Source organism: Modicisalibacter sp. MOD 31.J, from assembly GCF_020147985.1.
Taxonomy (GTDB): domain Bacteria; phylum Pseudomonadota; class Gammaproteobacteria; order Pseudomonadales; family Halomonadaceae; genus Modicisalibacter; species Modicisalibacter coralii.
The window spans coordinates 307,937-333,122 of sequence record NZ_JAGXFF010000002.1 but is presented as its reverse complement, the minus strand read 5'-3'; the positions used below and the strand labels follow the sequence as shown (position 1 = coordinate 333,122).

The window sequence follows — 25,186 nt, the reverse complement described above, 5'->3', positions numbered from 1 at the left end:
CGCGGCGATGCTAGACTGAGAGGCCTTCACGCTACCCCACTCTGCATCCAGGAGGCCCAATGCAGCTTGCCGAGCGGCTCGCCATCGCGACACGGATCGCCGAAGAGGCCGGGCAAGAGATCCGCCAGGCCCGCGAGCGTCAGAACTTCGAGCAGCGCTACAAGAAAGGCAGCGAGCTGGTGACCGATGCCGACGTCGCCGTCGACCGCCTGATCGGTGAACGCCTCGAGGCACACTTTCCCGGCGAGACGCGGCTCAGCGAGGAGCTCGCCCCCGACCGCGAGACGCTCGGCCAGGGCGGCCCGCTGTGGGTCGTCGACCCGATCGACGGCACGGTCAACTTCGCCCGTGGCCTGCCGCATGTCGCGGTGTCGATCGCCTGGGCGCTCGACGGCAAGGTCCAGATCGGCGTCGTCCATGCGCCCTTTCTCGACGAGACCTTCACGGCGATCCGCGGCGACGGGGCCCAGCGCAACGGACAGCGCATCCGCGCCAGCCTGGCCAGCAAGCTCGAGCGCAGCGTGATCGCCACCGGCTTTCCCTATCGCCTCGATGGCCGCACGCCGCTGCTGCGCCGGTTCGCGGCGGTCATGCAACAGTGTCAGGACGCGCGCCGCTGCGGCTCCGCCGCGCTCGACCTGTGCAACGTGGCAAGCGGCCGGATCGACGCCTACTACGAGAGCGTCTCGCCGTGGGACTTCGCCGCCGGGTTGCTGATCGCTCGCGAGAGCGGCGCCCGCACCGGGCACGTCTACCCCTGCCCGACCGGCATCCCGGAGGAGCTCTACGGCGAACACATCGTCGCGGCCGCCCCGGACATCTACGTCGCGCTACGCAAGCTGCTGCAGCGTGCCGACGAGGACCCGCAGGCCGCCACGCGCTGAGCCACATCCTATAGCAGCCCGCAATGGCCCGCGTAGCCAGACGCTATTGGCGCCCAGGGTCGGATTGCGGAACAATGGGCGCAACGTCGCCGTTGACCGCCAACGAATTCAGGTTTCACCGACAGGAGATTGCATGCTTACCGTCATCTTCGGACGTCCCGGTTGCCCGTTCTGCGTTCGCGCCAAGGAGCTCGCCGACCAGCTGAGCAACCTGCGCGACGACTTCAGCTACAAGTACATCGACATCCACGAGGAAGGCATCACCAAGGCCGACATGGAGAAGACCATCGGCAAGCCGGTGGAAACCGTGCCGCAGATCTTCGTCGACCAGACCCACATCGGCGGCTTCACCGAGTTCGACCAATACGTTCGCGACAACCAGTTGATGCCCGAATCGCCGGTCAACTGACCGCCATCGGCAATACCGCAACGCCGGCCCCCAGGGCCGGCGTCTGCGTTGGCACCCACGGGCTGATGCAGATCAAGGGTCTCGCAATGCCGCTGGCGCCGGTTCCGGCCCCGGCCTAAAGTCGGATGATCCTCGTCTTGCCAGGAGGCCAGCCCATGGCACCCGAAACGCCCCCGAGCCCTGCCGGCGTCGCCGATCGCCACCGCCAGTTGATCGAGGCGACCCGCGGTTATCCGGCCATCCGCACCGCGGTGGTCCACCCCTGCGACGCCCCCTCGCTGGGCGGCGCCCTGGCCGCCTGGCACCAGGGCCTGATCGAACCGCTGCTGGTCGGCCCGCGCACGCGAATCGAGAGCACCGCCGAGGCCCTCGGCGAGTCGCTGGCGGGCCTGACCATCGTCGACACGCCGCACAGCCATGCCTCGGCGGAGACGGCCGTGGCGCTGGCCGCCAAGGACGACGCCCGCGCGCTGATGAAGGGCGCGCTGCACACCGATGAACTGATGAGTGCCGTCCTCGCCCACGAGGCCGGTCTGCGTACCGAGCGCCAGATGAGCCACATCTACGCCCTCGACGTCGCCAGCTACCCGCGCCCGTTGCTGATCACCGACGGCGCCCTGCATATCCAGCCCGACCTCGCCGCCAAGCGCGACATCATCCAGAACGCCATCGAGCTCGCCCACGCCCTGGGGCTCGCCCGCCCGCGCGTGGCGATCCTCTCGGCGGTGGAGACCGTCAACCCCCGCATCCCCTCGACCGTGGAGGCCGCGGCATTGTGCAAGATGAGCCAGCGCGGCCAGATCAGCGGCGGCGATCTCGACGGCCCGCTGGCCATCGACAACGCCGTGTCGGTCGAGGCCGCGCGCACCAAGGGGCTGACATCGGACGTCGCCGGCCAGGCCGACATCCTGGTGGCGCCCGATCTCGAGGCCGCCAACATGATCGCCAAGCTGCTCATCCACCTGGCCGACGCCCAGGCCGCCGGACTGGTGATGGGCGCCCGGGTGCCGATCATGCTTACCAGCCGCAGCGATGACATCGCCGCCCGCCTGGCTTCCGCGGCGCTGGCCTGCCTGGTCGTTCACCATGAGGCGTCGCCATGAGCCGCTCCCCGATCCTGGTCATCAACGCCGGCTCGTCATCGCTCAAGTTCGCCCTGTTCGACGCCGACGCGGCGCTGGCCCGGGGCCAGATCGAACGCATCAACGACGCGCCTCGACTCACGCTCGATACCGGTGAAGCCAGCGCGCACGCGTTCCGCGTCGAGGGCCGCGGGCACGAGGCAGTCGTCGCCCCGCTGCTCGACTGGGTCAACGCGGTGCTCGAAGGCACGCCGCTCACGGCGGTCGGCCATCGCGTCGTGCATGGCGGGCGCGACTTCGCCGCGCCCCGGCGCATCGATCGCGAGGTGATCGAACGGCTCAAGGCGTTGATTCCGCTGGCCCCCCTGCATCAACCCCACGCCCTGACGATCATCGAGCAGTTGCACGAACGCTGGCCGACACTGCCCCAGGTGGCCTGTTTCGACACCGCCTTCCATCGTACCCAGCCCTGGGTCAATCAATGCTTTGCCCTGCCGCGACGGCTGACCGACGAGGGCATCCTGCGTTACGGCTTTCACGGGCTCTCCTACGCCCACACCGCGCGCCGGCTTCCCGAACGGCTCGGCGAGCGCGGCCGCGGGCGGGTGATCGTCGCTCACCTGGGCCATGGCTGCAGCCTGTGCGCCCTGCGCGACGGCCGAAGTCAGGCGACCTCGATGGGCTTCACCGCCCTGGATGGGCTGGTGATGGGCCGACGCGCCGGCAGTCTCGACCCGGGGGTCATCCTCTACCTGATGCAATCCCGGGGCTGGAGCGCCGCCGAGGTCGAGCACATGCTCTATCACGACAGCGGGCTCTACGGCGTCTCGGGGATCTCCGACGACATGCGCGACCTGCTCGAGAGCCCGGCACCGCCGGCGAGAGAAGCGATCGAGTTGTTCGTGCAGCGCGTGATTCGCGAGACGGGAGCGCTCGTCGCCCTGCTCGGCGGACTGGATGCGCTGGTGTTCACCGCCGGTGTCGGCGAGCATGCCGCGCCGATCCGCCAGGCGATCTGCGCGGGCCTGGGCTGGCTGGGCGTGGATATCGACGAAGCGGCCAATGCCCGTCATGCCGAACGCCTCGACCGCGGCAGCGGACCGGCGGTCGCCATCATGGCGGCCGACGAGGAAGCCGAAATTCAGCGTTCAACGATCGACTGCCTCGACACCGGGTCGGCCGCCTCATGCTGAGCCCGGGACAGCCTCGCGGGCGTTGAAAGCGCTGCGACTCCCAGCACCTATACTGGTCAAGGCACCGCCTGGGAGAGCACCACCGATGCAACGCGACGAGTTCCTGCAGCAATTGTGGCTGGACTATGTCCACCTGCACCCCGACCTCGGGGCGCTCGACCTGTGGGTCGATGCGCCCGCCGCGGAGTACCTCGCCCTGGTGACCCTCAACCAGGGGCCCTTCAGCACCGAGACACTGTTGCCCACGCTCGGCCATTTCGGCTATCGACGGGCCGGACAGTACGCCATGGCCGACCGCGGCGTGCTGGTGACCTGCCTGTCCCCCGCCGACAACGGCGCCTGGCTGTTGCTGGTCGAACTTCAGCCCGGGACCCTGACCCGCGAACCGCGCCGCCGTCTCGAGAGCCTGGTGGGCGATGCCCATCCCGCCGACTGCAAGGGGCAGAACCTGCTCTGTCGCGGGCGTCCGTGGCCGATGCCCGACTGGGCGACCTACCGGATGCTCCACCAGGCCCACCCGCTCGCCGCCTGGCTGGCGGCGCTGGGGCCACGCCTGCATCATGTCGGCTTCGATTGCGAACGCCTCGGGGGCTCCCTGGCGCAGGTCGATCACGACTTGCGCCAGGCCGGGCTGGTCGGCAATGCCGACCGCCGCCACGGTATCTTCCCGATCTCGCCCCTGCTCGACTACCGTTACTATCCGGCCTGCACACGGCGCATCGCCTTCGCCGACGGCGATGAACACCGGGTTGCCCTGGGCGGGCTGGCCATCGTCCAGCGCTGTATCAACGGCGAGCGCGAGCGCGCCGCCGAACTGCTGCTACCCCGCCACACTCGTTGCGAGGTCGCCTGACAGTCACCCCAGCGGCTCACTCAATCGGGCCGATCGAAGGACAGCGAGGTCGCGCGAGGCTGCGGATCCGGGCGTCGCCCCCGCGACGGGTCCTGCTCATCGTCCTCGACCTCTTCCGCGCTGTCGCGCGAGTCCTCCATGGCGGGTTCTCGCGGGTCTTCCGCGGCTAGCGCCGCTTCTTCCTCGTATTCGTAGTACTCGAAGTCGAACTCCAGTTGCTGGGGATCGTGGCGGGTGTCGAGTTCGCTGTGATAGTGCGGGGTCTCCATCATCGGCATCGGCGCGTAGGGCTCCTGCGCGATTTCCGGCCGCGTCGTCGTGCGGGTTCCGTGCAGGCGCACCATGACGAACATCGCCAGCGCCAGCGCCGCCGCGCCCAGGAACAGCCACAACCCCTCGGGGCCAACCACCTGCATCACCAGCGAGGCACTGAAGGGCCCGATGATCGAGCCGATGCCGTACCAGATCATCAGCTTGGCGTTGGCGGCGATGATCTCGCTGGGCTCCAGCCAGTCGTTGGTGTGTGCCAGGCTCAGCGAATAGAGCGTGTGCAGCATGGCGGTATGCAAGCAGGCGACGACCAGCAGCATGAGGTAGCTGTAGGCCGCGGCGGCCGAGATGAAGACGCCGGTGACCGCCATGATCGCCGCCATGCACAGGATCACCTTGCGCCGGTCGAGCCGGTCGGAGATACGCCCCAGCGACCACTGGGCGATCAGCGCGACCAGCGTGGTCGTGGCCATGAACTGGGCCGTCTGGCCGGTCGACAGGCCGATCTCCTGACCGAAGAACGGGGTCATGGCGAAGAAGGCCTGAACCATCAGCCCGGCTGTGAAGGCACCGACCAGGCCCACCGGCGCACGCTTGTAGAGTTCCTTGAGCTTGATCTTGTGGGCGACGTCGTGGCTCGACTGCGAGGGGCCGTGAATACGATGGATCGACAGCGGCACCAGCGACAGGGCGAACAGCATCCCCGAGACCGAGAACAGCACCATCGTCGCCGGGTCGGCGATGTTGAGCATCCACTGGCCGCCGGCCAGCGACAACGTCGAGATGACCAGATACCAGCCCAGCACCTTGCCGCGGTTGTCGTTGCTCGATTCCCCGGAGACCCACGATTCCATGACCATCAACAGGCCCGCCGTGGAGGCGCCACCGGCGACACGCCAGACCAGCCATGCCCAGGGGTTGACCCACAGCCCGTGGAGCATCGCGGTGACCGCCAGCATCGCCGCGCAGGCGGCGAAGACCCGGATGTGCCCCACCGAGCGGATGCGCTTCTCGAGGAAATAGCTGCCCAGCACGAAGCCCAGCGAGAAGCTCGACATCAGCAGGCCGGCCATCTGGGAGGGAAAACCCTCGAGGGACATGCGCACCCCGAGCAGGGTCATGATCAACCCGTGGCCGAGCAGAAAACTGATTTCACAGACGAAGAGAATCGGCAGCGTCGCCGGTAATCCGCGCAAGTCGGGCCTCCTCCAAGATGCGTGATCGACGAAACGAGACCGCCGGCCCGAAATAAGGCCGGCGGAGATGGGCATCGCAAAAGTGGGTAGAGTCTAGCCGCTTAACCCCAGTCGGACCAAACCTCGTCCGGTCGGGGAGTTATACACAGAAACTGTGCATAAGGTTGTGAGTGGCGGCTGAACAAGCCCCGCCGACGTAGAGACCGAGCCGCCCCCGCCGCCGCGCTCAAAAAATCGCCGCCGGGTGACACACCCGCGAAACCGGCTGTCGAGCCCGGTATCGCCACCCAGGCCCGGGCGTATCACGCCCTTGGTCAGCGGCGGCATTCGGAGCCAGACTGACCACAAGGTCGAGCTTGCGAGCGCCGCTCATCACCAGCCTGACGCGGAAAAGGAGGGTCAGCATGTCCACGCCACTCTGGCAGCCGTCACGGGAAACGATCGAGGCCACCCAGATGTACGCCTTGATGCAGCGCATCAATCGCGACCGGGGCCTGGCCCTGGCCGACTACGCCGACTTGCACGCCTGGAGCGTCGAGAACCTCGAGGCCTTCTGGCCCTATGTCTGGGAGCTGGGCGGGGTGATCGCCGAACGACGCGGCGAGGCCGTGCTGACCCGTCCCGACGCCATGCCCGGAGCCCGCTGGTTCCCCGAGGCCCGGCTCAACGTCGCCGAGAACCTGCTGCGCCGCCGCGACGCCAAGCCAGCGCTGGTGTGCCGCGACGAGCGCGGCCGTCGCCGCGAGTTGAGCTACGCCGACCTCCACGCCCAGGTGGCGCGTCTGGCTCACGCCCTGCGCGACAACGGCGTGACCCCCGGCGACCGGGTCGTCGGCTTCGTGCCCAACAGCGAGCACGCGGTGATCGGCATGCTCGCCACCGCCAGCCTGGGCGCGGTCTGGTCCTCCTGCTCGCCGGACTTCGGCTTTCACGGCGTGCTCGACCGCTTCGGCCAGATCCAGCCCAAGGTACTGATCGCCACCGACGGCTACACCTGGAACGGCAAGGCGATCGACACTCGCCAGCGCGTCGCCGAGATCGGCCGGGCGATCGATTCGCTCGACCGGGTGGTGGTCTTCCCCTTTCTCCGCGACACGCCGGATATCGGCGGCATCGACAAGGCGGTCGGCTGGCACGACTACCTCGACGACGCGGCCGAGCCCCTCGAGTTCGAGCCGCAGCCCTTCGACCATCCGCTGTACATCCTGTTCTCGTCGGGCACCACCGGGGCGCCCAAGTGCATCGTCCACTCGGCCGGCGGCACACTGTTGCAGCACCTCAAGGAACACCGCCTGCACACCGATCTCGCCGCCGACGACGTGCTGTTCTACTACACCACCTGCGGCTGGATGATGTGGAACTGGCTGGTCTCGGGGCTGGCCTGCGAGGCCACGCTGGTGCTCTACGACGGCTCGCCCTTCGCCCCCGACGCACGGTCGCTGTGGCGGATGGCCGCCGAGGAGCGCATCAGCGTGTTCGGCACCAGCGCCAAGTACCTCGCCGCCTGCGAGAAGCAAGGCCTGGCGCCGGGTCGCGAGCACGACCTTTCGGCGCTGCGGGCGATCCTCTCCACCGGCTCGGCACTGACCCACGAGTCGTTCGACTACGTCTACGGCGAGATCAAGGCAGACCTGCTGCTGGCCTCGATCTCGGGGGGCACCGACATCGTCTCCTGCTTTGCCCTGGGTTGCCCGATCCGCCCCGTCTATCGCGGCCAGTTGCAGTGCCGTGGCCTGGGCATGGCGGTCGAGGTGGTCGACGACGCCGGCCACCCGGTACGCAGCGAGAAGGGCGAACTGGTCTGCACGAGACCCTTCCCGTCGATGCCCATCGGCTTCTGGAACGACCCCGGTGGCGAGCGCTATCACGAGGCCTATTTCGCGGCCTTTCCCGGCCTCTGGGCCCACGGCGACTACGCCGAGATCACCCCCGAGGACGGCCTGATCATCCACGGCCGCTCGGACGCCGTGCTCAACCCCGGTGGCGTGCGCATCGGTACCGCCGAGATCTACCGTCAGGTGGAGAAGGTCGAGGAGGTGCTGGAGTCGCTGTGCATCGGCCAGGAATGGCAGGACGACGTGCGCGTGGTGCTGTTCGTGCGCCTGCGCGACGGGCTGACCCTGGATGACGCGCTGCGCGACACCATCCGCCGGACCATCCGTGACAACACCACGCCGCGCCACGTGCCGGCGCGCATCGTCCAGGTCAGCGACATCCCGCGCACCCTGTCGGGCAAGATCGTCGAACTGGCGGTACGCAACGTGGTCCACGGCCGGCCGGTCGAGAACCGGGACGCGCTGGCCAACCCGGAAGCCCTCGAACTCTACGAGAATCTGCCCGAACTGCAGGCGTGACGGTCAGCGGCGTCATGAGCCAGGAGTGAGCCGGGACGCTGGGCAGCCCGACACGCTTGCAGTAGCATGGTCGGCAAGTCATTGACGGAGAATGGCATGTCGATCTTCAAGGGGCTCGTCAGCGTGCTGCTGCTGACGGTCAGCACCCTGTTCTGGGCGGTCCCGCTGTATGCGCTGACGCTGGCCAAGCTGGTCACCCCGACCCGCCGCTGGCGCCTGCGTGTGCTGGGCGGCCTCAACCGCATCGCCCTGGCCTGGATCGGCACCAACCTGTGGTGGATGCGGCGCTGGCTGCGTCCGGTACTGGACATTCATCTGCCCGAAGGGCTGTCGCCCCACCAGTGGTGGCTGGTGATCGCCAACCATCGCAGCTGGACCGACATCTTCCTGCTGCAGATGGCCCTGCACCGGCGCATTCCCATGCCGCGCTTCTTCCTCAAGCGCGAGCTGATCTGGGTGCCGGTGATCGGGCTGGCCTGGTGGGCCCTGGAGTTTCCCTTCATGCGCCGCTACAAGCGCGAGGCGCTGGCCCGCAATCCGGCATTGGCCCGCCGCGACCGCGAGGCGACCCAGCGGCTCTGCGATCAGGCCCGCCAGACGCCCATGGCGATCTACAACTTCGTCGAAGGCACCCGCTTCACCCCGGCCAAGCAACGCGAGCAGGCCAGCCCCTACCGCCACCTGCTGCGCCCCAAGGCCGGCGGCAGTGCCCAGGTCATCGGCCTGCTGGGCCGTCAATTGAGCGGCATCCTCGATGTCACCCTCGCCTACGCGCGGGAATGCCCGAATTTCTGGGACTTCCTGTGCGGACGCGAAGGGCCGGTCAGCCTGCAGGCGCGGCGCATCGCCGTGCCCGAGTGGATGCTCGAGGGCGATTATCATCAGGACCCGGAGTACAAGGAACGCTTTCAGCAATGGCTCAACGCGCTGTGGCAGGAAAAGGATCGCCGGCTCGCCTCCGCGACGGGCTCGGCCGCTACCGTGTCGGCGCGCTGATACTGCTCCTGCTGTTGCTGAGCGGCTGCGCCAACTCGCCCCGGATCTCCTCCGGCTACACCTCGGTGCTGGCCGGCAACTGGGTGACCATTCGTTCCGGCGACACCCTGGGCGAAATCGCCCGGCGCGCCGGTGTCCCGCTGGTCCGCCTGCAGCGCTTCAATCCCGGGGTCGATGCCCGCCATCTGCGCATCGGCCAGCGCATTCTGGTGCCCAGCCGCCGCGAGCGCGCCCCCTCCGGCGGCCCGTATCGCTACCAGATCCGCCCCGGTGACACCTACACGGCCGTCGCGCGTCGCTTCGGCACCACCGCGGGGCGCATCCGTGCCGCCAATCCCGGCCTCGACCCCGCCGATCTCGACGTCGGCCAACTGGTTCGCGTCCCCCTGTCCGGCGGCACCCGCACCGCCGTTGCCACGCGCAGCACGCGCCAGTCGACGCCGGCCCAGCGCAAGCCCAAACCCAAGTCGACCCGGGCCGTTAGCCTGCCCGATCCGGGCCCGCTGCCCAAGCAGCGGGCCTGGCCCTGGCCGCTCGACGACTACCGCGTGGTGCGGGCCTTCGGCCGCGACAAGCGCGGCGCCCTGCAGCCGATGCTGCTCGCCGCCAAGCGCGGCGACGTCGCCCATGCCGTGGCCGATGGCGACGTCCGCTTCGCCAGCACCATGCGGCAACTGGGGCATGTGGTGATCGTCCACCACGACGGCAACCTGCAGACCGTCTACGCGCTGTGCGACAAGCTCGAGGTTCGCGAGGGACAGACGATCGCCGCCGGCACGCCGGTCTGCACGGTCGGCTACAGCAACGTCACCCACCGCTACGACCTGCTCTTCGACGTCCGTCACGGCGGCAAGCCCATCGACCCGCGCAAGGTGCTGCGCTGAGGCCGGCGGCGTCACACACTGTTCACCGCGCTGTCGTGTCGCTGTCATCCCCGGCGGCGATGCTGACCCCGTCGCTCATTCGACGCGGGAGACACGCGCATGCGCATCGCCATGGTCAGCGAGACCTGGGCACCGGACATCAACGGGGTGGCGCACACCCTCGGCCAGTTGAGTCGCGAACTGCATCGACGCGGGGTGTCGATTCAACTGGTACGCCCGGCGCCCCGGGAGCCGGGACGCGCCGAGCACGTCGCCAGCGAACTCCAGGTCCGCGGATTTCGCGCGCCGGGCTACCCCGACGTGCAACTGGGCCTGCCCACTCGCCGCCGGCTGCTCGCCCTGTGGCGCGAGCAGCGCCCCGATGCCATCTACGTCGCCACCGAAGGCCCGCTGGGCTGGTCGGCGCTGAATGCCGCCCGACGCCTCGGTATCCCGGTGGTCAGCGGCTTTCACACCAACTTCGATCACTACGCGGGGGATTACGGCTGGCGCTGGCTGGCCTGGCCGGTGCGCGCCGTGCTGCGCCATTTCCACAACCGGACCCGGGCCACCCTGGTACCCACCCGGCAACGCGCCGACGAGCTGGCGCGTTGCGGCTTCCGCGGCGTCCGCGTCATGGCCCGCGGCATCGATACCCGCCACTTCGGCCCGCATCGCCGGGACCCGGCCCTGCGTCGGGAGTGGGGCGTGGACCCACAGCAGCCGGTACTGCTGCATGTCGGCCGCCTCGCCCAGGAAAAGAACCTCGATCTGCTGATCGAGAGCTATCGCGCGATGCGCGCCACGAGCCCCGCCCTGCAGCTGGTGATCGTCGGCGACGGGCCGCTGCGCGGCGAACTCGAACGCCGCCTCCCCGAGGCCATCTACACCGGCTTCGTCGATAGCGATTCGCTGGCGCGCCACTATGCCAGCGCCGATCTGTTCGTGTTCCCCTCGCGTTCGGAAACCTACGGCAACGTGGTCCTCGAGGCGATGGCCAGCGAGCTGGGCATCGTCGCCTTCGATTACGCCGCGGCGGCCGCGATGATCGAGACGGGGCATCACGGCTTCACGGTCGCGCTCGACGACGACCAGGGCTTCATCGACGCGGCCCTCGCGCTGTGTCGCAACCCGGGCCTCGCCGCCCGTCTGGGGCGCGCGGCCCGCCTGCGCGTCGAGCCCCAGGGCTGGTCGTCGATCGCCGACGACTTCCTGGCCACGCTACGTCACGTTCAGGAGACGCCTCATGACACACCGCAACCTTCCGGCGTTTGAACGACTCGATACCCTGGAATGGCAGGCCTGCCACCGTCTGGCCTGTTACAGCCGCTATCGAATGATCCTCTGGCTGTTCCGCTTCGCCAGCCGGGTCGGCGACTGGCCCGCCTGGGTGCTTCTGACACTCGTGGTGAGCCTCTCCGACGACACCCAGGGCTGGCGTACCGGCTTGCAGTTCGCCGCCACCGCGGCCGTCGGCGCGCTGGTCTACCGGCTGCTCAAGACCCGGCTGTGCCGCGAGCGCCCCTACATCACCTTCAAGCAGATCCCCTGCACCATGCCACCGCTGGACCGCTACAGCTTCCCCAGCGGGCACACCCTGCACGCGGTGAGCTTCTGTACCCTGACGATCGCCCTGGCCCCGGCGCTGATCCCCTGGATCGCGCCGCTGGCGCTGTTGATCGCCCTGTCGCGGGTGGTGCTGGGTCTGCATTACCTCAGCGATGTCGCCGCCGGCGCCCTGCTCGGCTACCTGCTGGCCAGCGCCAGTGTCTGGCTGTACCCGTTGCCGGGGTAAACGGGTCCGGGCCTGGCCAGGTCGGCGTCGACATGCCAACCTGCCGGCATGACCGAACCGAACCCTCCCAACTGGCAGCGACTACTCGACTCGCCCCCGCTCTGGCGGCTCGACGGTGCCGTCACGGTCGAGGCGGGGTGGCATCTGCTCGAGCGGCTCGACCGCGAGATTCCCTGGGAGACACCGACCCTGACCCTGTACGGTCGCCGCCACCCGATCCCGCGCTCGCAGTGCTGGATGGGCGACGCCGAGGCCCGCTACCGCTATTCCGGCCAGGACTTCGCGCCCCGGCCCTGGCATCCCGCGGTGAAGGAACTCGGCGAGCGGGCCCGGGCGCTGATCGACCAGCTGGGCGTGACGTCCGACTTCAACAGCGTGCTGCTCAACCGCTACCGCGACGGCGACGAGCGCATGGGCTGGCATGCCGACGACGAGCCGGAACTGGGTCATGAACCGGTGGTCGCCGCGCTCAGCCTGGGCGCCGAGCGGCCCTTGCGATTCCGCCGGCGCCAGCCGCCGCGCGACCCCTTCAACGTCTGGCTGCCCCACGCCAGCCTGCTGGTCATGGGGGCGGGCGTCCAGGAATGCCTGCAGCATGCGCTGCTGCCGCGCGCCATTCCCGGCCTGCGGATCAGCCTGACGTTTCGTCGCGTCATGCCGGGCTGAGCCCCGGCGACGACAAGGCGCCGTCTCCCAAACGAAAAGGCCGCCTCGATCGAGGCGGCCCGGTAGGCGTCACATAGAAGATAACGGTATAAAACGTTACCCTCGGTGGTAGCCCGGCGCCACGAAGGGCAGCTTGCTGACGGTCATCGGCAGGCGCTTGCCGCGCACTTCGGCATAGACCACGTTGCCGATCTCGGCCTCGTCGATCGCCACGTAGCCCATCGCCACCGGCTGGCCGACGGAGGGCCCGAAACTGCCGGAGGTCACCGAGCCGATCGAACGATCGTCGGCATTGAACAGCTCGGCGCCTTCGCGCACCGGGGCGCGCCCCTCGCCGAGCAGGCCGACACGCTTGCGACGATGATCACGGGCCTGCAACTGGTGGAGGATGACGTCGGCCCCCGGGAAGCCGGCCTCGCGCTCGCCACCGATGCGCCGCGGCTTGCCGATCGCCCAGATCAGGCTGGCCTCGATCGGCGTCGTCGACTGATCGATGTCGTGACCATACAGGCAGAGGCCGGCTTCGAGTCGCAGCGAGTCCCGCGCACCCAGCCCGATCGGTTCGACCTCGCTCTCGGCGAGCAGACACCGGGCGAGGCGCTCGGCCTCCTCGGCGGCGACCGAGATCTCGAAGCCGTCCTCGCCGGTATAGCCACTGCGGCTGACCCAGACTTCCATGCCCGCGATCTCGAATCGGCCGTGCTGCATGAAGACCAGGCGGCAGGCCGCCGGACACAGCCGCTCCATGACCTCGGCCGCCTTCGGCCCCTGCAGGGCGAGCAGACCTCGATCCAGTTCCTCGACCGAATACTCGCCGCCAAGGCCGGTACGCAGGTGGGCGATATCCTGGGCCTTGCACGCCGCGTTGACCACCAGATAGAGATGATCGCCGGCGTTGACCACCATCAGGTCATCGAGGATCCCGCCCTCGGTGCCGGTGAACAGCGCATAACGCTGCGCGCCCTCGGCGAGGCCGACGATGTCGGCACAGACCAGCGACTCCAGCGCCCGGGCCGGCTCCGGACCGCGCAGCACGACCTGGCCCATGTGCGAGACATCGAACAGGCCACAGGCAGTACGCGTATGCTCATGCTCCTTCTTGACCCCCATGGGATACTGGACGGGCATGTGGTAGCCGGCGAATTCCACCATCTTGCCGCCCAGTTCGACATGCAGGTCGTGCAGCGGGGTACGGTTGAGATCGGTCATCGGGTTGCTCCACCCTGAGTGAGCGTGAATGAACGGGCTTCAGCGATTCAGGTCTTCACCCGGCAACACCGTCTTGCCGGCAAAGTAGTCCTTGGTCAGCTTGAAGACCACCGGGGACAACAGGGCCAGCGCGATCAGGTTGGGGATCGCCATCAAGGCATTGAAGACACTGGCCATCAGCCAGACGAAGTCGAGCGGCGCCACGGCACCCGCCAGGATGGCGAGGATGTAGACGACGCGATACAGCTTGATCGAGCGCACGCCGAACAGATACTCGAAGCACTTCTCACCGTAGAAGGCCCAGCCGAGGATGGTGGTGAAGGCGAAGACCGCCAGGGCGAACGACACCACGTACTGGCCCACGCCGGGCAGGGTGTTGTCGAAGGCCATGGTCGTCAGCGCGGCACCGGTCTCGCCCGAGGTCCAGTCCTGGGTGGTGAGGATCGCCAGCGCGGTGATCGAGCACACCACGATGGTGTCGATGAAGGTACCGAGCATCGCCACCAGCCCCTGACGAACCGGGTTCTTGGTCTGTGCCGCGGCGTGAGCGATCGGCGCGCTGCCCAGGCCGGCCTCGTTGGAGAAGACGCCGCGCGCGACACCGAACTGGATCGCCTTGGCCACCGCCGCGCCGGTGAAGCCACCCGCCGCAGAGGCCGGCGAGAAGGCATGCCCGAAGATCAAGCCGAGCGCCGCACCGATCTGGTCGGCATTGATGACGAGGATCAGGACACCGCAGGCGAAGTAGGCGATCGCCATGATCGGCACCAGCTTGCCGGCGACCTTGGCGATACGCTTGATGCCGCCCAGGATCACCGCGCCGGCGAGCAGCATGATCACGATGCCGGTCAGCCAGTGCGGCAGGTTCAACGACTCGCCCAGGCCGTCGGCCACGGAATTGGATTGCACGGTGTTGCCGATGCCGAAGGCCGCCACGGCGCCGAAGAAGGCGAACAGACCGCCCATCCACGCCCACTTGCGCCCCAGGCCGTTACGGATGTAGTACATCGGGCCGCCGACGTGATCCCCGGCTTCGTCGACCTCGCGGTAGCGCACCGCCAGCACCGCCTCCGAGAACTTGGTGGCCATGCCCACCAGCGCCGTGATCCACATCCAGAACACCGCCCCCGGGCCGCCCAGGAAGATGGCGGTGGCCACACCGGCGATGTTGCCGGTGCCGATGGTCGCCGACAGCGAGGTCATCAGCGCGTTGAACGGCGAGACCTCGCCCTCCTTCTCGTCGCCCTCGGCGGTGGTCCGCCCCTGCCAGAGCAGCTTGAAACCGGTCCCCAGCTTGCGGATCGGCATGACCTTCAAGCCGGCCTGCAGGTAGAGCCCCACGCCGAGCAGCAGCACCAGCATCAAGGGGCCCCAAACGACGCCCTCGATAGCGCTCAGTAGATTCGTCAACGTTTCCACGTCATTACTCCCAGTGACAGTTTGTTGTTAGGCACGCAAGTGCACGGTGTCGCGCCGTCCTGCCGACCGCCGTGATGGTGACCGGCAGGACGGTTGAAACGAACCGGCGTAACGATAGCGGAACCCGCCGCCCCGACTCCACTCGACCTTAGAAAAAACTGCACTTTCTTTTCCGGTCAGAACAAAGCTCATGGTGAACGCCGCCACTACCGGACGAGTCTCCTGACAGAGGAAAGAGAAACTTTTTTCTTTTAGGAAACATCGCCACCTTACCCAGCCACCCGCCTCGGCGCAAGCACGTCGCCCGATCCGCCATCCCCGGTGGTAGCATAGCCCGGACCCGCGGCCCCTGCCGCCCACGTCGCCGGACGGGGCGTGCGCGTTACTCCGGGGATGGCGCTCCAGGACTGGACGGAGACGCCAAATCTGGCCACCCTTACCCCACGGTCAGGCACCAATGCTCGCGTTCGTATCGCCGCCGTGTCGCCGACCCTGACAAGAGAGTCGTCATTCAGGCAAAATCGCGATACGATTCCCTAAAAAGAAAACCATTTTTCGTATAGGAAAAATTATGAGCAACATCCCCGCGAACCTGCGTTACACCGACAGTCACGAGTGGATCCTCGACAACGGCGACGGCACGGTCACCATCGGGATCACCGATCATGCCCAGGAAGCCCTCGGCGACGTGGTCTTCGTCGAACTGCCCGACGTCGGCCGCGAGCTCGATGCCGGCGAGGAGTTCGGCGTGATCGAATCGGTCAAGGCGGCCTCCGACCTCTACGCCCCGCTGGCCGGCGAGATCGTCGCCGTCAACGAGGCGCTCGAGGATGCGCCGGAAACCGTCAACGAGTCGCCGTACGAAGATGGCTGGATCGCCCGGGTCAAGCCCAGCGACAGCGCCGCCCTCGACGACCTGCTCGATGCCGACGCCTACGCCGCGATCGCCGACACCGACGCCTGAACGACGGCGGGCGAGATCGCCCGCCGCGTTCGAGCGTGCCCCTTCCGTTTCTCAATCCGGGCCTGACCGCCCCGTCACACTCAGGGTGCTCCATGTCTACAGATAACCGCCGTCTGGCCGACCTGGTCAGTCATGACGCTTTCGTTCATCGCCATAACGGCCCCGACGCCGCCGACGCGAAGGCCATGCTCGAGACGCTCGACGTCGCCGACATGAACGCCTTGATCGAGAAGACCGTGCCCGCCGGCATTCGTCTGGGACGCGAGCTCGACCTGGACCCGCCGCGCGGCGAGGCGGAGGCGCTGGATTACCTGAAACGCCTGGCGCGCCAGAACAAGGTCTTCAAGACCTACATCGGCCAGGGCTACTACGGCACCCACACACCGGCGGTGATCGTGCGCAACGTGCTCGAGAATCCGGGCTGGTACACCGCCTACACGCCCTATCAGCCGGAGATCGCCCAGGGCCGTCTGGAAGGACTGCTCAATTTCCAGCAGATGGTCATGGACCTGACCGGCATGGACCTGGCCAATGCCTCGCTGCTCGACGAGGCCACCGCCGCCGCCGAGGCCATGGCGCTGTGCCGGCGCGCCAACAAGGCGGTCAAGAGCGACCGCTTCTTCGTCGCCGACGACGTCTTCCCGCAGACCCTCGACGTGCTGCGCACCCGCGCCGCCTACCTGGACATCGAACTGGTGGTCGACCGGGCCGAGAACGTCGCCGCGCACGAGGTGTTCGGCGCGCTGTTCCAGTACCCCGGCGACGGCGGGCGCATCGCCGATCTGGGCGCGCTGATCGGCCAGGCCAAGGAGAACCGGGCGCTGGCCTGCGTGGCCACCGACCTGATGAGCCTGGTGCTGCTCAAGGAGCCCGGCGCGCTGGGCGCGGACATCGTCCTCGGCAACTCGCAGCGCTTCGGCGTGCCGATGGGCTATGGCGGCCCGCATGCCGCCTTCTTCGCCACCACCGACAAGCACAAGCGCTCGATCCCCGGGCGGATCATCGGCGTTTCCCGCGACAGCCGCGGCAACACCGCGCTGCGCATGGCGATGCAGACCCGCGAACAGCACATCCGCCGCGAGAAGGCGACCTCCAACATCTGTACCGCCCAGGCGCTGCTGGCCAACATCGCCGGTTTCTATGCGGTCTACCACGGCGCCGAGGGGCTGCGAACCATCGCCTCGCGCATCCATCGCCTGACCACCATCCTCGCCGAGGGGCTGCGCCGCCACGGTGTCGCGCTGGCCCACGACAGCTGGTTCGACACCCTGACCCTGACCGGGGTCGACGCCGGCAAGATCCATGGGCGCGCCCTGACCCACGAGGTCAATCTGCGCCTCCACGGCGACGGCCGGGTCGGCGTGAGTCTCGACGAGACCACCTCGCCGGCCGACGTGGCGCGGCTGTTCGACGTGCTGCTCGGCGAGGAGCACGACCTGTCGGTCAGCGCACTGGACGAAGCGGTGATCGCGGACGGCCTCACCGGCATCCCCGCGGATCGTGCCCGCGAGACGGGCTTTCTCGACCATCCCAACTTCACGCGCTACCGCAGCGAGACCGAGATGCTGCGCTACCTCAAGCGCCTGGAGAACCGCGACCTGTCGCTGACCCACGCGATGATCCCGCTGGGCTCGTGCACCATGAAGCTCAATGCGACCAGCGAGATGATTCCGATCACCTGGCCGGAATTCGCCCAGATCCACCCCTTCGCGCCCGGCGATCAGGCGGTGGGTTACAAGCAGATGATCGACGAGCTCAGCGCCTTTCTGGTCGAGATCACCGGCTACGATCACATCTCGATGCAGCCCAACTCCGGCGCCCAGGGCGAATACGCCGGCCTGGTGGCGATCCGCCGCTATCAGGCCGACCAGGGCCAGGGGCACCGCAACATCTGCCTGATTCCAAGCTCGGCCCACGGCACCAATCCGGCCTCGGCGGCCATGGCACAGATGAAGGTCGTGGTGGTCGAGTGCGACGACACCGGCAACATCGACATCGACGACCTGCGCAGCAAGGCCGAGCAGCACAGCGAGGCTCTGTCGGCGATCATGATCACCTACCCTTCCACCCACGGGGTGTTCGAGGAGACGGTGCGCGAGGTGTGCGAGATCGTTCACCGGCATGGCGGCCAGGTCTACATCGACGGCGCCAACATGAACGCCCAGGTGGGACTCGCCCGGCCGGGGGACTTCGGCGGCGACGTCTCGCACCTCAACCTGCACAAGACCTTCTGCATCCCCCACGGTGGCGGCGGCCCGGGCATGGGGCCGATCGGCGTCAAGGCCCATCTGGCGCCCTTCGTCGCCAATCACGTGGTCACCCCCCTCAACGGGGTCCGCGAGGACAGCGGCGCGGTCGCGGCGGCGGCCTTCGGCAGCGCCTCGATCCTGCCGATCTCCTGGGCCTACATCAAGATGATGGGCGCGCGCGGACTCCGCGAGGCCACCGAGCTGGCGATTCTCAACGCCAACTACATCGCCCACCGCCTGGAATCGCACTATCAGGTGCTCTATCGCGGCATCAACGGCACCGTGGCCCATGAATGCATCATCGACATCCGCCCGCTCAAGAACGCTTCGGGGATCAGCGAGGAGGACATCGCCAAGCGCCTGATGGACTACGGCTTCCACGCCCCGACCATGTCGTTCCCGGTACCGGGCACGCTGATGATCGAACCCACCGAGTCGGAATCGCGCTACGAGATCGACCGCTTCTGCGATGCCATGATCGCGATCCGCGAGGAGATCCGGCGCGTCGAGCAGGGCGAATGGCCGCTCGACGACAACCCGCTGGTCAACGCCCCGCACACCATGGCCGATCTGATGGACGACGACTGGGAGCGTCCCTACTCCCGCGAGCTCGCCGCCTTCCCGTCGGAGGCCGTCAAGGCCGCCAAGATCTGGCCGGCGGTCAACCGGGTCGACAACGTGTTCGGCGATCGCAACCTGATCTGCTCCTGCCCGAGCATCGATGCCTACCGCGACTGAGCGTCGAGGCACGCCAGACCACGGCAGATAAAGCAACGGCCCCGCTCATGCGGGGCCGTTCGCGTTCTGTTGCAGCCGGCCTCGACGTCAGATATCGAAACCGGGCTCCTCGACCAGGCCGTAGAGGGTATTGCGCCGTTCGTCGCGGAAATCGTCGAGCAGTTGCTGATAACGGCGCGGCAGATCGCTGCCCGATTGCGTGACGATGTAGAGGGATTCGTAGACCTGATTGGGCAGGGTCAGCGCCTTGACCTGACGCTGCCAGGGCGAGGTCTCGAGCACCAGTCGCGAGATCACCGTGAAGCCCAACCCGCGGGCCACGGCGTCGAGCACCATGGCGACCTCGTTGGTGAAACCCTGGCGGGGAAAATGGCTCATCGAGCGGAATTCGCCGGCGAAGTTGGCGCGCAGCAACTGACCGGCGTGATTGAGCCCATCCGAATAGTTGATGAAGCCCAGCGCCATCAATTCCTGCAGCGAGGTCCCGGTGAAATCGGCCGGGACCACCAGGCACAGCGGCTCCTGATGCCACGGCTCGAAGTGCAGCTCGGGATGCCGCACCCGCTCGGTGACGATGCCCAGGTCGTGGCGCCCGGCCAGCACGTCCTGCAGGATCTCGTGGTTGAAGGCGAAGCTGTAATTCACCGTCAGCCCCGGGTGCATCTGCTGATAGCCGAGAATGAACGGGTAGAACATCAGCCCGATGCTGCCCGGCGAGGCGACACGACACTCGCCGGAGTGCAGGGACTCGTTGTCCAATGAATGCCGGAAATGTTCGTGCTCGGCGAACAGTCGAATGGCGTAGTCGTAGGCACGCCGCCCCGCCTCGGTGAGCGTGAAGCGTCGTCCATGGCGGTTGAGCAGCGGCTTGCCGAGATACTTTTCCAGCTTGCGGATGTGCTGACTGACCCCCGGCTGGGTCATGTCCAGACGGCGTGCGGTGTGCGTGAAGCTGCCGGTCTCTACCAGCGTGATGAAGGTACGAAAGTACTGGGCGTTGAACATGGATCGAGGGGTCCACTCGCTGGAAGTCATTGGTGGCGCGGCACAAGCGACGCCCCCGGGTCGGCGACACGGCTGGCCATGCCCAGGCCGATCAGGACACCGCCACAAGCTTAACAAAAATGCCCGCGCCCCGCAGCGCTGCGGGGACGAGAGCGGCGTGTTAGCATCGACGAAGACACTTCCCCGGACCCGACAGATCACTGTCGGCGAGTGGCAGAATCGGCCTGACGAACGCTTGCCAGGGATTCGCCCTCGCCGGGGGCGGCATGACAAGGAACCCTAGATGCCCGAAACGATATCCACGACGATTTCCCCGGAAGGCAGCCTCGAGGTCCTCTCCCAGCAGGAGGTCAACCGCCTGCGAGACACCTCGGCCAACGGCCTTCACGACCTGCTGCGGCGTTGCGCGCTGGCGGTCCTCAATTGCGGCTCGCCCACCGACGACGGCCTGGCCGTGATGGAAGCCTTCCACGACTTCGACATCGAGGTGCTGCAGCAGGACCGCGGCATTCGCCTCAAGCTCACCAACGCCCCGGACGAAGCCTTCGTCGACGGGCGCATGATCCGCGGCATTCGCGAGCACCTGTCGGCGGTGCTGCGCGACATCGTCTACGTCTTCAACGAAATCCAGCAGCAGCCGCGCTTCGACCTCTCCACCGGCGAGGGCACCACCAACGCGGTGTTCCATATCCTGCGCAACGCCGGCACCCTGAAATCCTCGCGCGAACCCAGCCTGGTGGTCTGCTGGGGCGGTCACTCGATCACCCGCGAGGAGTACGACTACACCAAGGACGTCGGCTACCATCTGGGCCTGCGCGACATGGACATCTGCACCGGCTGTGGCCCGGGCGCCATGAAGGGGCCGATGAAGGGCGCCAACGTCGCCCACGCCAAGCAGCGGCGCAAGCACGGGCGCTATCTGGGCATTTCGGAGCCCGGCATCATCGCCGCCGAATCGCCCAACCCGATCGTCAACGAGCTGGTGGTGATGCCCGACATCGAGAAGCGCCTCGAGGCGTTCATCCGGGTCGGCCACGGGATCATCGTCTTCCCCGGCGGCGTGGGCACCGCCGAAGAGATCCTCTACCTGCTGGGCATCCTGCTGCACCCGTCGAACGCCGACACGCCCTTCCCGGTGATCCTCACCGGGCCGTCGAGCGCCGCCGAGTACTTCAAGCGCATCGATGAATTCCTCGCCTATACCCTCGGCGAGTCGGTACGCCAGCGCTATCGCATCATCATCGACGACCCGATCGGCGTGGCCCGCGCCATGCGCGAGGGGATCGACGAAGTCGCCGAATTCCGGCGCGCTCACAACGATGCCTTCTACTTCAACTGGCGCCTCAACGTGCAGCCGGCCTTCCAGCAGCCCTTCGAGCCCACCCACGAGGCGATGGCCGGGCTCGAGCTGCATCGTGAGCTGCCGGTCCACGAACTGGCCGCCAACCTGCGGCGTGCCTTTTCCGGCATCGTCGCCGGCAACGTCAAGGAGCCCGGCATCCGCGCGATCGAGGCCCGCGGCCCCTTCCGCCTGCATGCCGAAGCCGAACTGATGGAACGCCTCGACGCCCTGCTCGGCTCCTTCGTCACCCAGGGCCGCATGAAGCTGCCGGGACGCGAGTACGTGCCCTGCTATACCTTGAAATGAATCACAACCCGGAATGCTCCGGGCCGCCATGCACCGCCCCGGTCGCTGGGCCGGGGCGGCGTCGAGGGACTTGCCGTCAGGCGCCGCGGCGCCGCCACCCCACCAGCAGGGCATGCCCCAGCAGACCCAGGGCCGTGCCGTGGGAAAGCACCATCAGGCGATCGACCCCGCCCTGGCTCCACTGCCAGATCGCCACCAGCGCCAGGCCCAGCACCAGCCTGAGCGCCAGACTGGTCAACAGCCCCGGCAGTCGGCGTCTTGCCGGCGCCTCGAGCACTCGCCACGAGAGCAGTGCCCCGACGAGCACCACGACCAGCGCCCCCGTCAGCAGCCACAGGCGATCCGACTGGCCGGCGGCGTGCAGATAGCGCGGCAGGGTCGCCAGCAGGGCGATCGCCACGCCCACCATCACGCTGACCCGCTCGGGCGTCATCAGGTTGGGTCTTACCACGTCACCTCCTTCAGGCCTGATGAAGCTGCTGCTCGGCGATCCAGCGCTCCGCCCAGGGAACGGCCTCGTCGTCGGCCATGAAGGTTTCCATGGCATCGATCTCGAGGCGTTCGCCGAGCCGCTGTGCGCCGAGATCCTCGAGCAGGGCGTCGAGACTGCGCCCTCCGCCGCAGAAGCTATCGACATAGGAGCTGTCGCCCAGCGCGATCAGCCCGTAGCGCAGCGCTGTCAGGGTCGGCGGGCGTTCCTTGAGCGCCCGCACGAACGGCGTCAGATTGCCGGGCACGTCACCGCTGCCGGTGGTCGAGGTGCAGAACAGCGCCAGATCGGGCAACGGATCGACGAGGTCCTCGAGGGTGGGCTGCTCGAGGATGTCGACCTCGTAGCCGGCCTCTTCGAACAGCGGCTTGACCTGCTCGGCGACATCCAGGGCACCGCCGTAGACGGTACCGACGAAGATCTTCAAGGTAGGCATGTATCGGACTTGCTTGAGGAATTTGCTCGGATATTACCACGGAAACGTCACCGAGGCAGCGCCGCAGGCGGGCTGCCTCGGTGGCGCAGGCCGGCTATACTCGTCGCTTTGCCGGGGGCACGCAGCGCATGGATCAGACCTTCGAGACCTGGGCCACGCCGCTGATGATCGGCGGACTGATCCTGTTCATGGGCTTCATCATCTGGGACCTGGCGCGCCAGTCGCGCGCGGGCCGTTTCGGTAGCGTGATGCTGTTCATGGTGCTGGGTGCCGGCCTGCTCGCCTTCGTGATCAAGGTGGTGATCACGTATCTGATGGAGAGCGGCGGCGGTCTCTAGGGCCAGGGCCGCTGCACGTCACTCCGCCGGCCGGGCCTGCCCGGCGGCACCGATTCGGCGTTCGATCATGCTCTCGTGGACGTCCTGCAGGCTGGCCGGATCGTCGATGGTCGACGGCATGCCATACGCCTCGCCGTCGGCGATATTGCGCAGCAGCTTGCGCAGGATCTTGCCCGAGCGGGTCTTGGGCAGGCGGGGTACCACCAGCACCTGATGGAGGCAGGCGATGCCGCCGATCCGCTCGCGCACCAGGGCGACCAGGGCGCGCTCGAGCGCCTCGTCATCGCCGTCGAAGCCGTCCTTGGGAATCACCAGCGCGATCGGCACCTGCCCTTTCAGCGCGTCCTGGATGCCGATCACCGCGCACTCGGCCACCGCCGGATGCGCGCCCACGACCTCTTCCATCTCGCCCGTGGATAGCCGGTGCCCCGCCACGTTGATCACGTCGTCGGTGCGCCCCATGACGAACAGATACCCCTCCTCGTCGAAATAGCCACCGTCGCCGGTCAGGTAATACCCCGGATAGGCGGCCAGATAGGCGCGCTGGAAACGCCCTGGATCGCGCCAGATGCCGGCCAGACAGCCCGGCGGCAGGGGTTCGCGAATCACCACGCTACCCTGGGCGCCGGCCGCGGCCCTGTCGCCGTGCGGGTCGAGCACCTCGACGGCGTACCCCGGCACCGGCATGGTGGCCGAACCGGCCTTGGTCGGCATGGGCTCCAGGCCCTGCAGGTTGGCGGCGATCGGCCAGCCGGTCTCGGTCTGCCACCAGTGGTCGATCACCGGAATCTTCAGCAGGTCCTCGAGCCAGTAGAACGTCGGCGGATCGAGCCGCTCGCCGGCCAGGAACAGGGTGCGCAGACAGCCGATGTCGTGCTTCTCCAGCCAGTGGCCGTCGGGATCCTCCTTCTTGATCGCCCGGAACGCCGTGGGGGCGGTGAAGAAGGCGCGAACCCGGTATTCCTCGATGAGCCGCCAGAACGCCCCGGCATCCGGCGTGCGCACGGGCTTGCCCTCGTAGACCAGGGTGGTGCAGCCGTAGATCAGGGGGGCATAGACGATATAGGAATGCCCCACCACCCAGCCCACGTCGGAGGCCGAGAAGAACACCTCGCCGGGCGACATGCCGTAGACACGCTCCATGGAATAGTGCAGTGCCACGGCATGACCGCCATGGTCGCGGACCACCCCCTTCGGCTTGCCGGTAGTCCCCGACGTGTAAAGAATGTAGAGCGGGTCGGTCGCCGCCACCGGGACGCACGCCGCCGGCTCGGCCGCCTCGATCACCGTGCGCCAGTCATGATCGCGATCGCCGAGTTCGGCCGTCAGCGCTTCCCGCTGCAGGATCACGCAGGCCTCGGGGCGGTGGGTACTCTGCGCCAGCGCGGCGTCGAGAATCGGCTTGTAGGGAATCACCCGGTCGACCTCGACCCCGCAGGAGGCGGCGATCACCACCCGCGGCTCGGCGTCGTCGATGCGTACCGCCAGTTCGTGCGCCGCGAAACCGCCGAACACCACCGAGTGCACGGCACCCAGCCGGGCACAGGCGTACATCGCGACCAGCGCCTCGGGGACCATCGACATGTAGATGACCACGCGGTCGCCCTTGGTCACGCCCAGTTCCCGCAACGCACCGGCGAATCGCGCCACCTCGTCGCGCAGTTGCCGATAGCTCAGGGTCCGCTTGCTCCGGGTGACCGGCGAGTCCCAATGAATGGCCGGCTGATCGCCGCGCCCAGTCTCGACGTGATGGTCGAGCGCCACGTGGCAGGTATTCAGCACGCCGTCGCCGTACCAGCGCGCATGACCCTGTTCGTCATACGCGAGAATGGTCCCGGGCGGACTGAACCAGGGAATGCGCTCAGCCTGCTCCGCCCAGAAGGCAGCGGGTTGCTGGATCGCGAGTCGGTATTCGGTCTGATAGGCGCTCATGGAAATCCTGACCTTTGATGATGGTTGTTGTCAGCCGTGTGGTCGACGCCGCCACAACGATTGTTGACACTCTAGGTCAGGGGTGAACTTTTGCCTTCATACCATGGCCTAAAACCGCCACAGCGAGCGAGTCTTCGTGATCTGCGACAAGCCGCGTGACAAAATTGTCGACAAAGAGACGCAAGGACCGTCATGAC

Annotated in this window: 22 protein-coding genes; 15 read left to right on the top strand and 7 right to left on the bottom strand. The window is 67.6% G+C overall.

Annotated features, from left to right (window positions below; all coding sequences use genetic code 11):
- Nucleotides 1-59 precede the first annotated feature (59 nt).
- From KGR00_RS07110 to KGR00_RS07090, 5 genes are all read left to right on the top strand, one after another.
- Nucleotides 60-884 (top strand): inositol monophosphatase family protein, encoded by an 825-nt coding sequence (locus KGR00_RS07110; RefSeq protein WP_129138371.1) that lies wholly within the window; start codon nt 60-62, stop codon nt 882-884.
- Nucleotides 885-1,017: 133 nt separating this feature from the next.
- The gene (locus tag KGR00_RS07105; protein WP_129138372.1) at nt 1,018-1,293 is read left to right on the top strand and encodes a GrxA family glutaredoxin; all 276 of its coding nucleotides are present in this window, start codon (nt 1,018-1,020) and stop codon (nt 1,291-1,293) included.
- A gap of 155 nt (nt 1,294-1,448) precedes the next feature.
- Nucleotides 1,449-2,396 carry a bifunctional enoyl-CoA hydratase/phosphate acetyltransferase gene (locus KGR00_RS07100; RefSeq protein WP_224417199.1) on the top strand — a complete coding sequence of 316 codons (948 nt, stop codon included), beginning with the start codon at nt 1,449-1,451 and terminating at the stop codon, nt 2,394-2,396.
- Nucleotides 2,393-3,568 (top strand): acetate/propionate family kinase, encoded by a 1,176-nt coding sequence (locus KGR00_RS07095; protein WP_224417200.1) that lies wholly within the window; start codon nt 2,393-2,395, stop codon nt 3,566-3,568. The genes KGR00_RS07100 and KGR00_RS07095 overlap by 4 nt, the downstream gene beginning before the upstream one ends.
- An 85-nt stretch (nt 3,569-3,653) precedes the next feature.
- Nucleotides 3,654-4,421 carry a DUF1338 domain-containing protein gene (locus KGR00_RS07090; RefSeq protein WP_224417201.1) on the top strand — a complete coding sequence of 256 codons (768 nt, stop codon included), beginning with the start codon at nt 3,654-3,656 and terminating at the stop codon, nt 4,419-4,421.
- A gap of 20 nt (nt 4,422-4,441) precedes the next feature.
- Here KGR00_RS07090 and KGR00_RS07085 read toward each other — a convergent pair whose 3' ends face one another.
- Nucleotides 4,442-5,887, bottom strand: coding sequence for an MFS transporter (locus tag KGR00_RS07085; protein ID WP_224417202.1), 1,446 nt, complete (start codon nt 5,885-5,887; stop codon nt 4,442-4,444).
- Nucleotides 5,888-6,291: 404 nt separating this feature from the next.
- Between KGR00_RS07085 and KGR00_RS07080 the strand changes: the two genes are divergently transcribed.
- From KGR00_RS07080 to KGR00_RS07055, 6 genes are all read left to right on the top strand, one after another.
- A complete protein-coding gene (locus tag KGR00_RS07080; protein WP_224417203.1) occupies nt 6,292-8,241 on the top strand; it encodes an acetoacetate--CoA ligase in 1,950 nt (649 codons plus the stop codon).
- A 96-nt stretch (nt 8,242-8,337) separates the two neighbouring features.
- Nucleotides 8,338-9,237 carry an acyltransferase gene (locus KGR00_RS07075; protein WP_224417204.1) on the top strand — a complete coding sequence of 300 codons (900 nt, stop codon included), beginning with the start codon at nt 8,338-8,340 and terminating at the stop codon, nt 9,235-9,237.
- A complete protein-coding gene (locus tag KGR00_RS07070) occupies nt 9,156-10,121 on the top strand; it encodes a M23 family metallopeptidase (protein ID WP_129138379.1) in 966 nt (321 codons plus the stop codon). Before KGR00_RS07075 ends, KGR00_RS07070 begins: the two co-directional genes overlap by 82 nt.
- A 99-nt stretch (nt 10,122-10,220) precedes the next feature.
- Complete coding sequence (locus tag KGR00_RS07065; protein WP_224417205.1) at nt 10,221-11,375, top strand: glycosyltransferase family 1 protein; 1,155 nt, start codon at nt 10,221-10,223, stop codon at nt 11,373-11,375.
- Nucleotides 11,347-11,895 carry a phosphatase PAP2 family protein gene (locus tag KGR00_RS07060; protein WP_224417206.1) on the top strand — a complete coding sequence of 183 codons (549 nt, stop codon included), beginning with the start codon at nt 11,347-11,349 and terminating at the stop codon, nt 11,893-11,895. Before KGR00_RS07065 ends, KGR00_RS07060 begins: the two co-directional genes overlap by 29 nt.
- Nucleotides 11,896-11,943: 48 nt before the next feature.
- Complete coding sequence (locus KGR00_RS07055) at nt 11,944-12,561, top strand: alpha-ketoglutarate-dependent dioxygenase AlkB (protein ID WP_224417207.1); 618 nt, start codon at nt 11,944-11,946, stop codon at nt 12,559-12,561.
- 96 nt (nt 12,562-12,657) lie between these two features.
- Here KGR00_RS07055 and gcvT read toward each other — a convergent pair whose 3' ends face one another.
- Together gcvT and KGR00_RS07045 are read right to left on the bottom strand one after the other, a co-directional pair.
- The gene (gene gcvT, locus KGR00_RS07050; RefSeq protein WP_224417208.1) at nt 12,658-13,770 is read right to left on the bottom strand and encodes a glycine cleavage system aminomethyltransferase GcvT; all 1,113 of its coding nucleotides are present in this window, start codon (nt 13,768-13,770) and stop codon (nt 12,658-12,660) included.
- Between the two features lie 39 nt (nt 13,771-13,809).
- Nucleotides 13,810-15,189: a sodium:alanine symporter family protein gene (locus KGR00_RS07045; RefSeq protein ID WP_224417209.1), complete on the bottom strand. Its 1,380-nt coding sequence runs from the start codon at nt 15,187-15,189 to the stop codon at nt 13,810-13,812.
- Between the two features lie 571 nt (nt 15,190-15,760).
- On the opposite strand from KGR00_RS07045, the gene gcvH reads away from it, so the two are divergent.
- Nucleotides 15,761-16,153 carry a glycine cleavage system protein GcvH gene (gene gcvH, locus KGR00_RS07040; RefSeq protein ID WP_224417210.1) on the top strand — a complete coding sequence of 131 codons (393 nt, stop codon included), beginning with the start codon at nt 15,761-15,763 and terminating at the stop codon, nt 16,151-16,153.
- A gap of 92 nt (nt 16,154-16,245) precedes the next feature.
- Complete coding sequence (gcvP, locus tag KGR00_RS07035) at nt 16,246-19,140, top strand: aminomethyl-transferring glycine dehydrogenase (protein ID WP_224417211.1); 2,895 nt, start codon at nt 16,246-16,248, stop codon at nt 19,138-19,140.
- A gap of 87 nt (nt 19,141-19,227) precedes the next feature.
- Here the strand turns inward: gcvP and KGR00_RS07030 are convergent, their stop codons facing one another.
- On the bottom strand, nt 19,228-20,145 hold the full coding sequence (locus KGR00_RS07030; RefSeq protein ID WP_224417212.1) for a LysR family transcriptional regulator: 918 nt from the start codon (nt 20,143-20,145) through the stop codon (nt 19,228-19,230).
- Nucleotides 20,146-20,428: 283 nt separating this feature from the next.
- On the opposite strand from KGR00_RS07030, the gene ppnN reads away from it, so the two are divergent.
- Nucleotides 20,429-21,793, top strand: coding sequence for a nucleotide 5'-monophosphate nucleosidase PpnN (gene ppnN, locus KGR00_RS07025; RefSeq protein ID WP_239031346.1), 1,365 nt, complete (start codon nt 20,429-20,431; stop codon nt 21,791-21,793).
- 76 nt (nt 21,794-21,869) lie between these two features.
- Here the strand turns inward: ppnN and KGR00_RS07020 are convergent, their stop codons facing one another.
- Nucleotides 21,870-22,244 carry a hypothetical protein gene (locus KGR00_RS07020; RefSeq protein ID WP_224417213.1) on the bottom strand — a complete coding sequence of 125 codons (375 nt, stop codon included), beginning with the start codon at nt 22,242-22,244 and terminating at the stop codon, nt 21,870-21,872.
- Nucleotides 22,245-22,254: 10 nt separating this feature from the next.
- Nucleotides 22,255-22,719: a flavodoxin gene (locus KGR00_RS07015; RefSeq protein ID WP_224417214.1), complete on the bottom strand. Its 465-nt coding sequence runs from the start codon at nt 22,717-22,719 to the stop codon at nt 22,255-22,257.
- 128 nt (nt 22,720-22,847) lie between these two features.
- On the opposite strand from KGR00_RS07015, the gene KGR00_RS07010 reads away from it, so the two are divergent.
- The gene (locus KGR00_RS07010) at nt 22,848-23,057 is read left to right on the top strand and encodes a DUF2788 domain-containing protein (protein ID WP_129138390.1); all 210 of its coding nucleotides are present in this window, start codon (nt 22,848-22,850) and stop codon (nt 23,055-23,057) included.
- A gap of 18 nt (nt 23,058-23,075) precedes the next feature.
- On the opposite strand, the gene KGR00_RS07005 is transcribed toward KGR00_RS07010, so the two are convergent.
- Nucleotides 23,076-24,989, bottom strand: a complete 1,914-nt coding sequence (locus KGR00_RS07005) for a propionyl-CoA synthetase (protein ID WP_224417215.1) — start codon at nt 24,987-24,989, stop codon at nt 23,076-23,078.
- Nucleotides 24,990-25,186 lie beyond the last annotated feature (197 nt).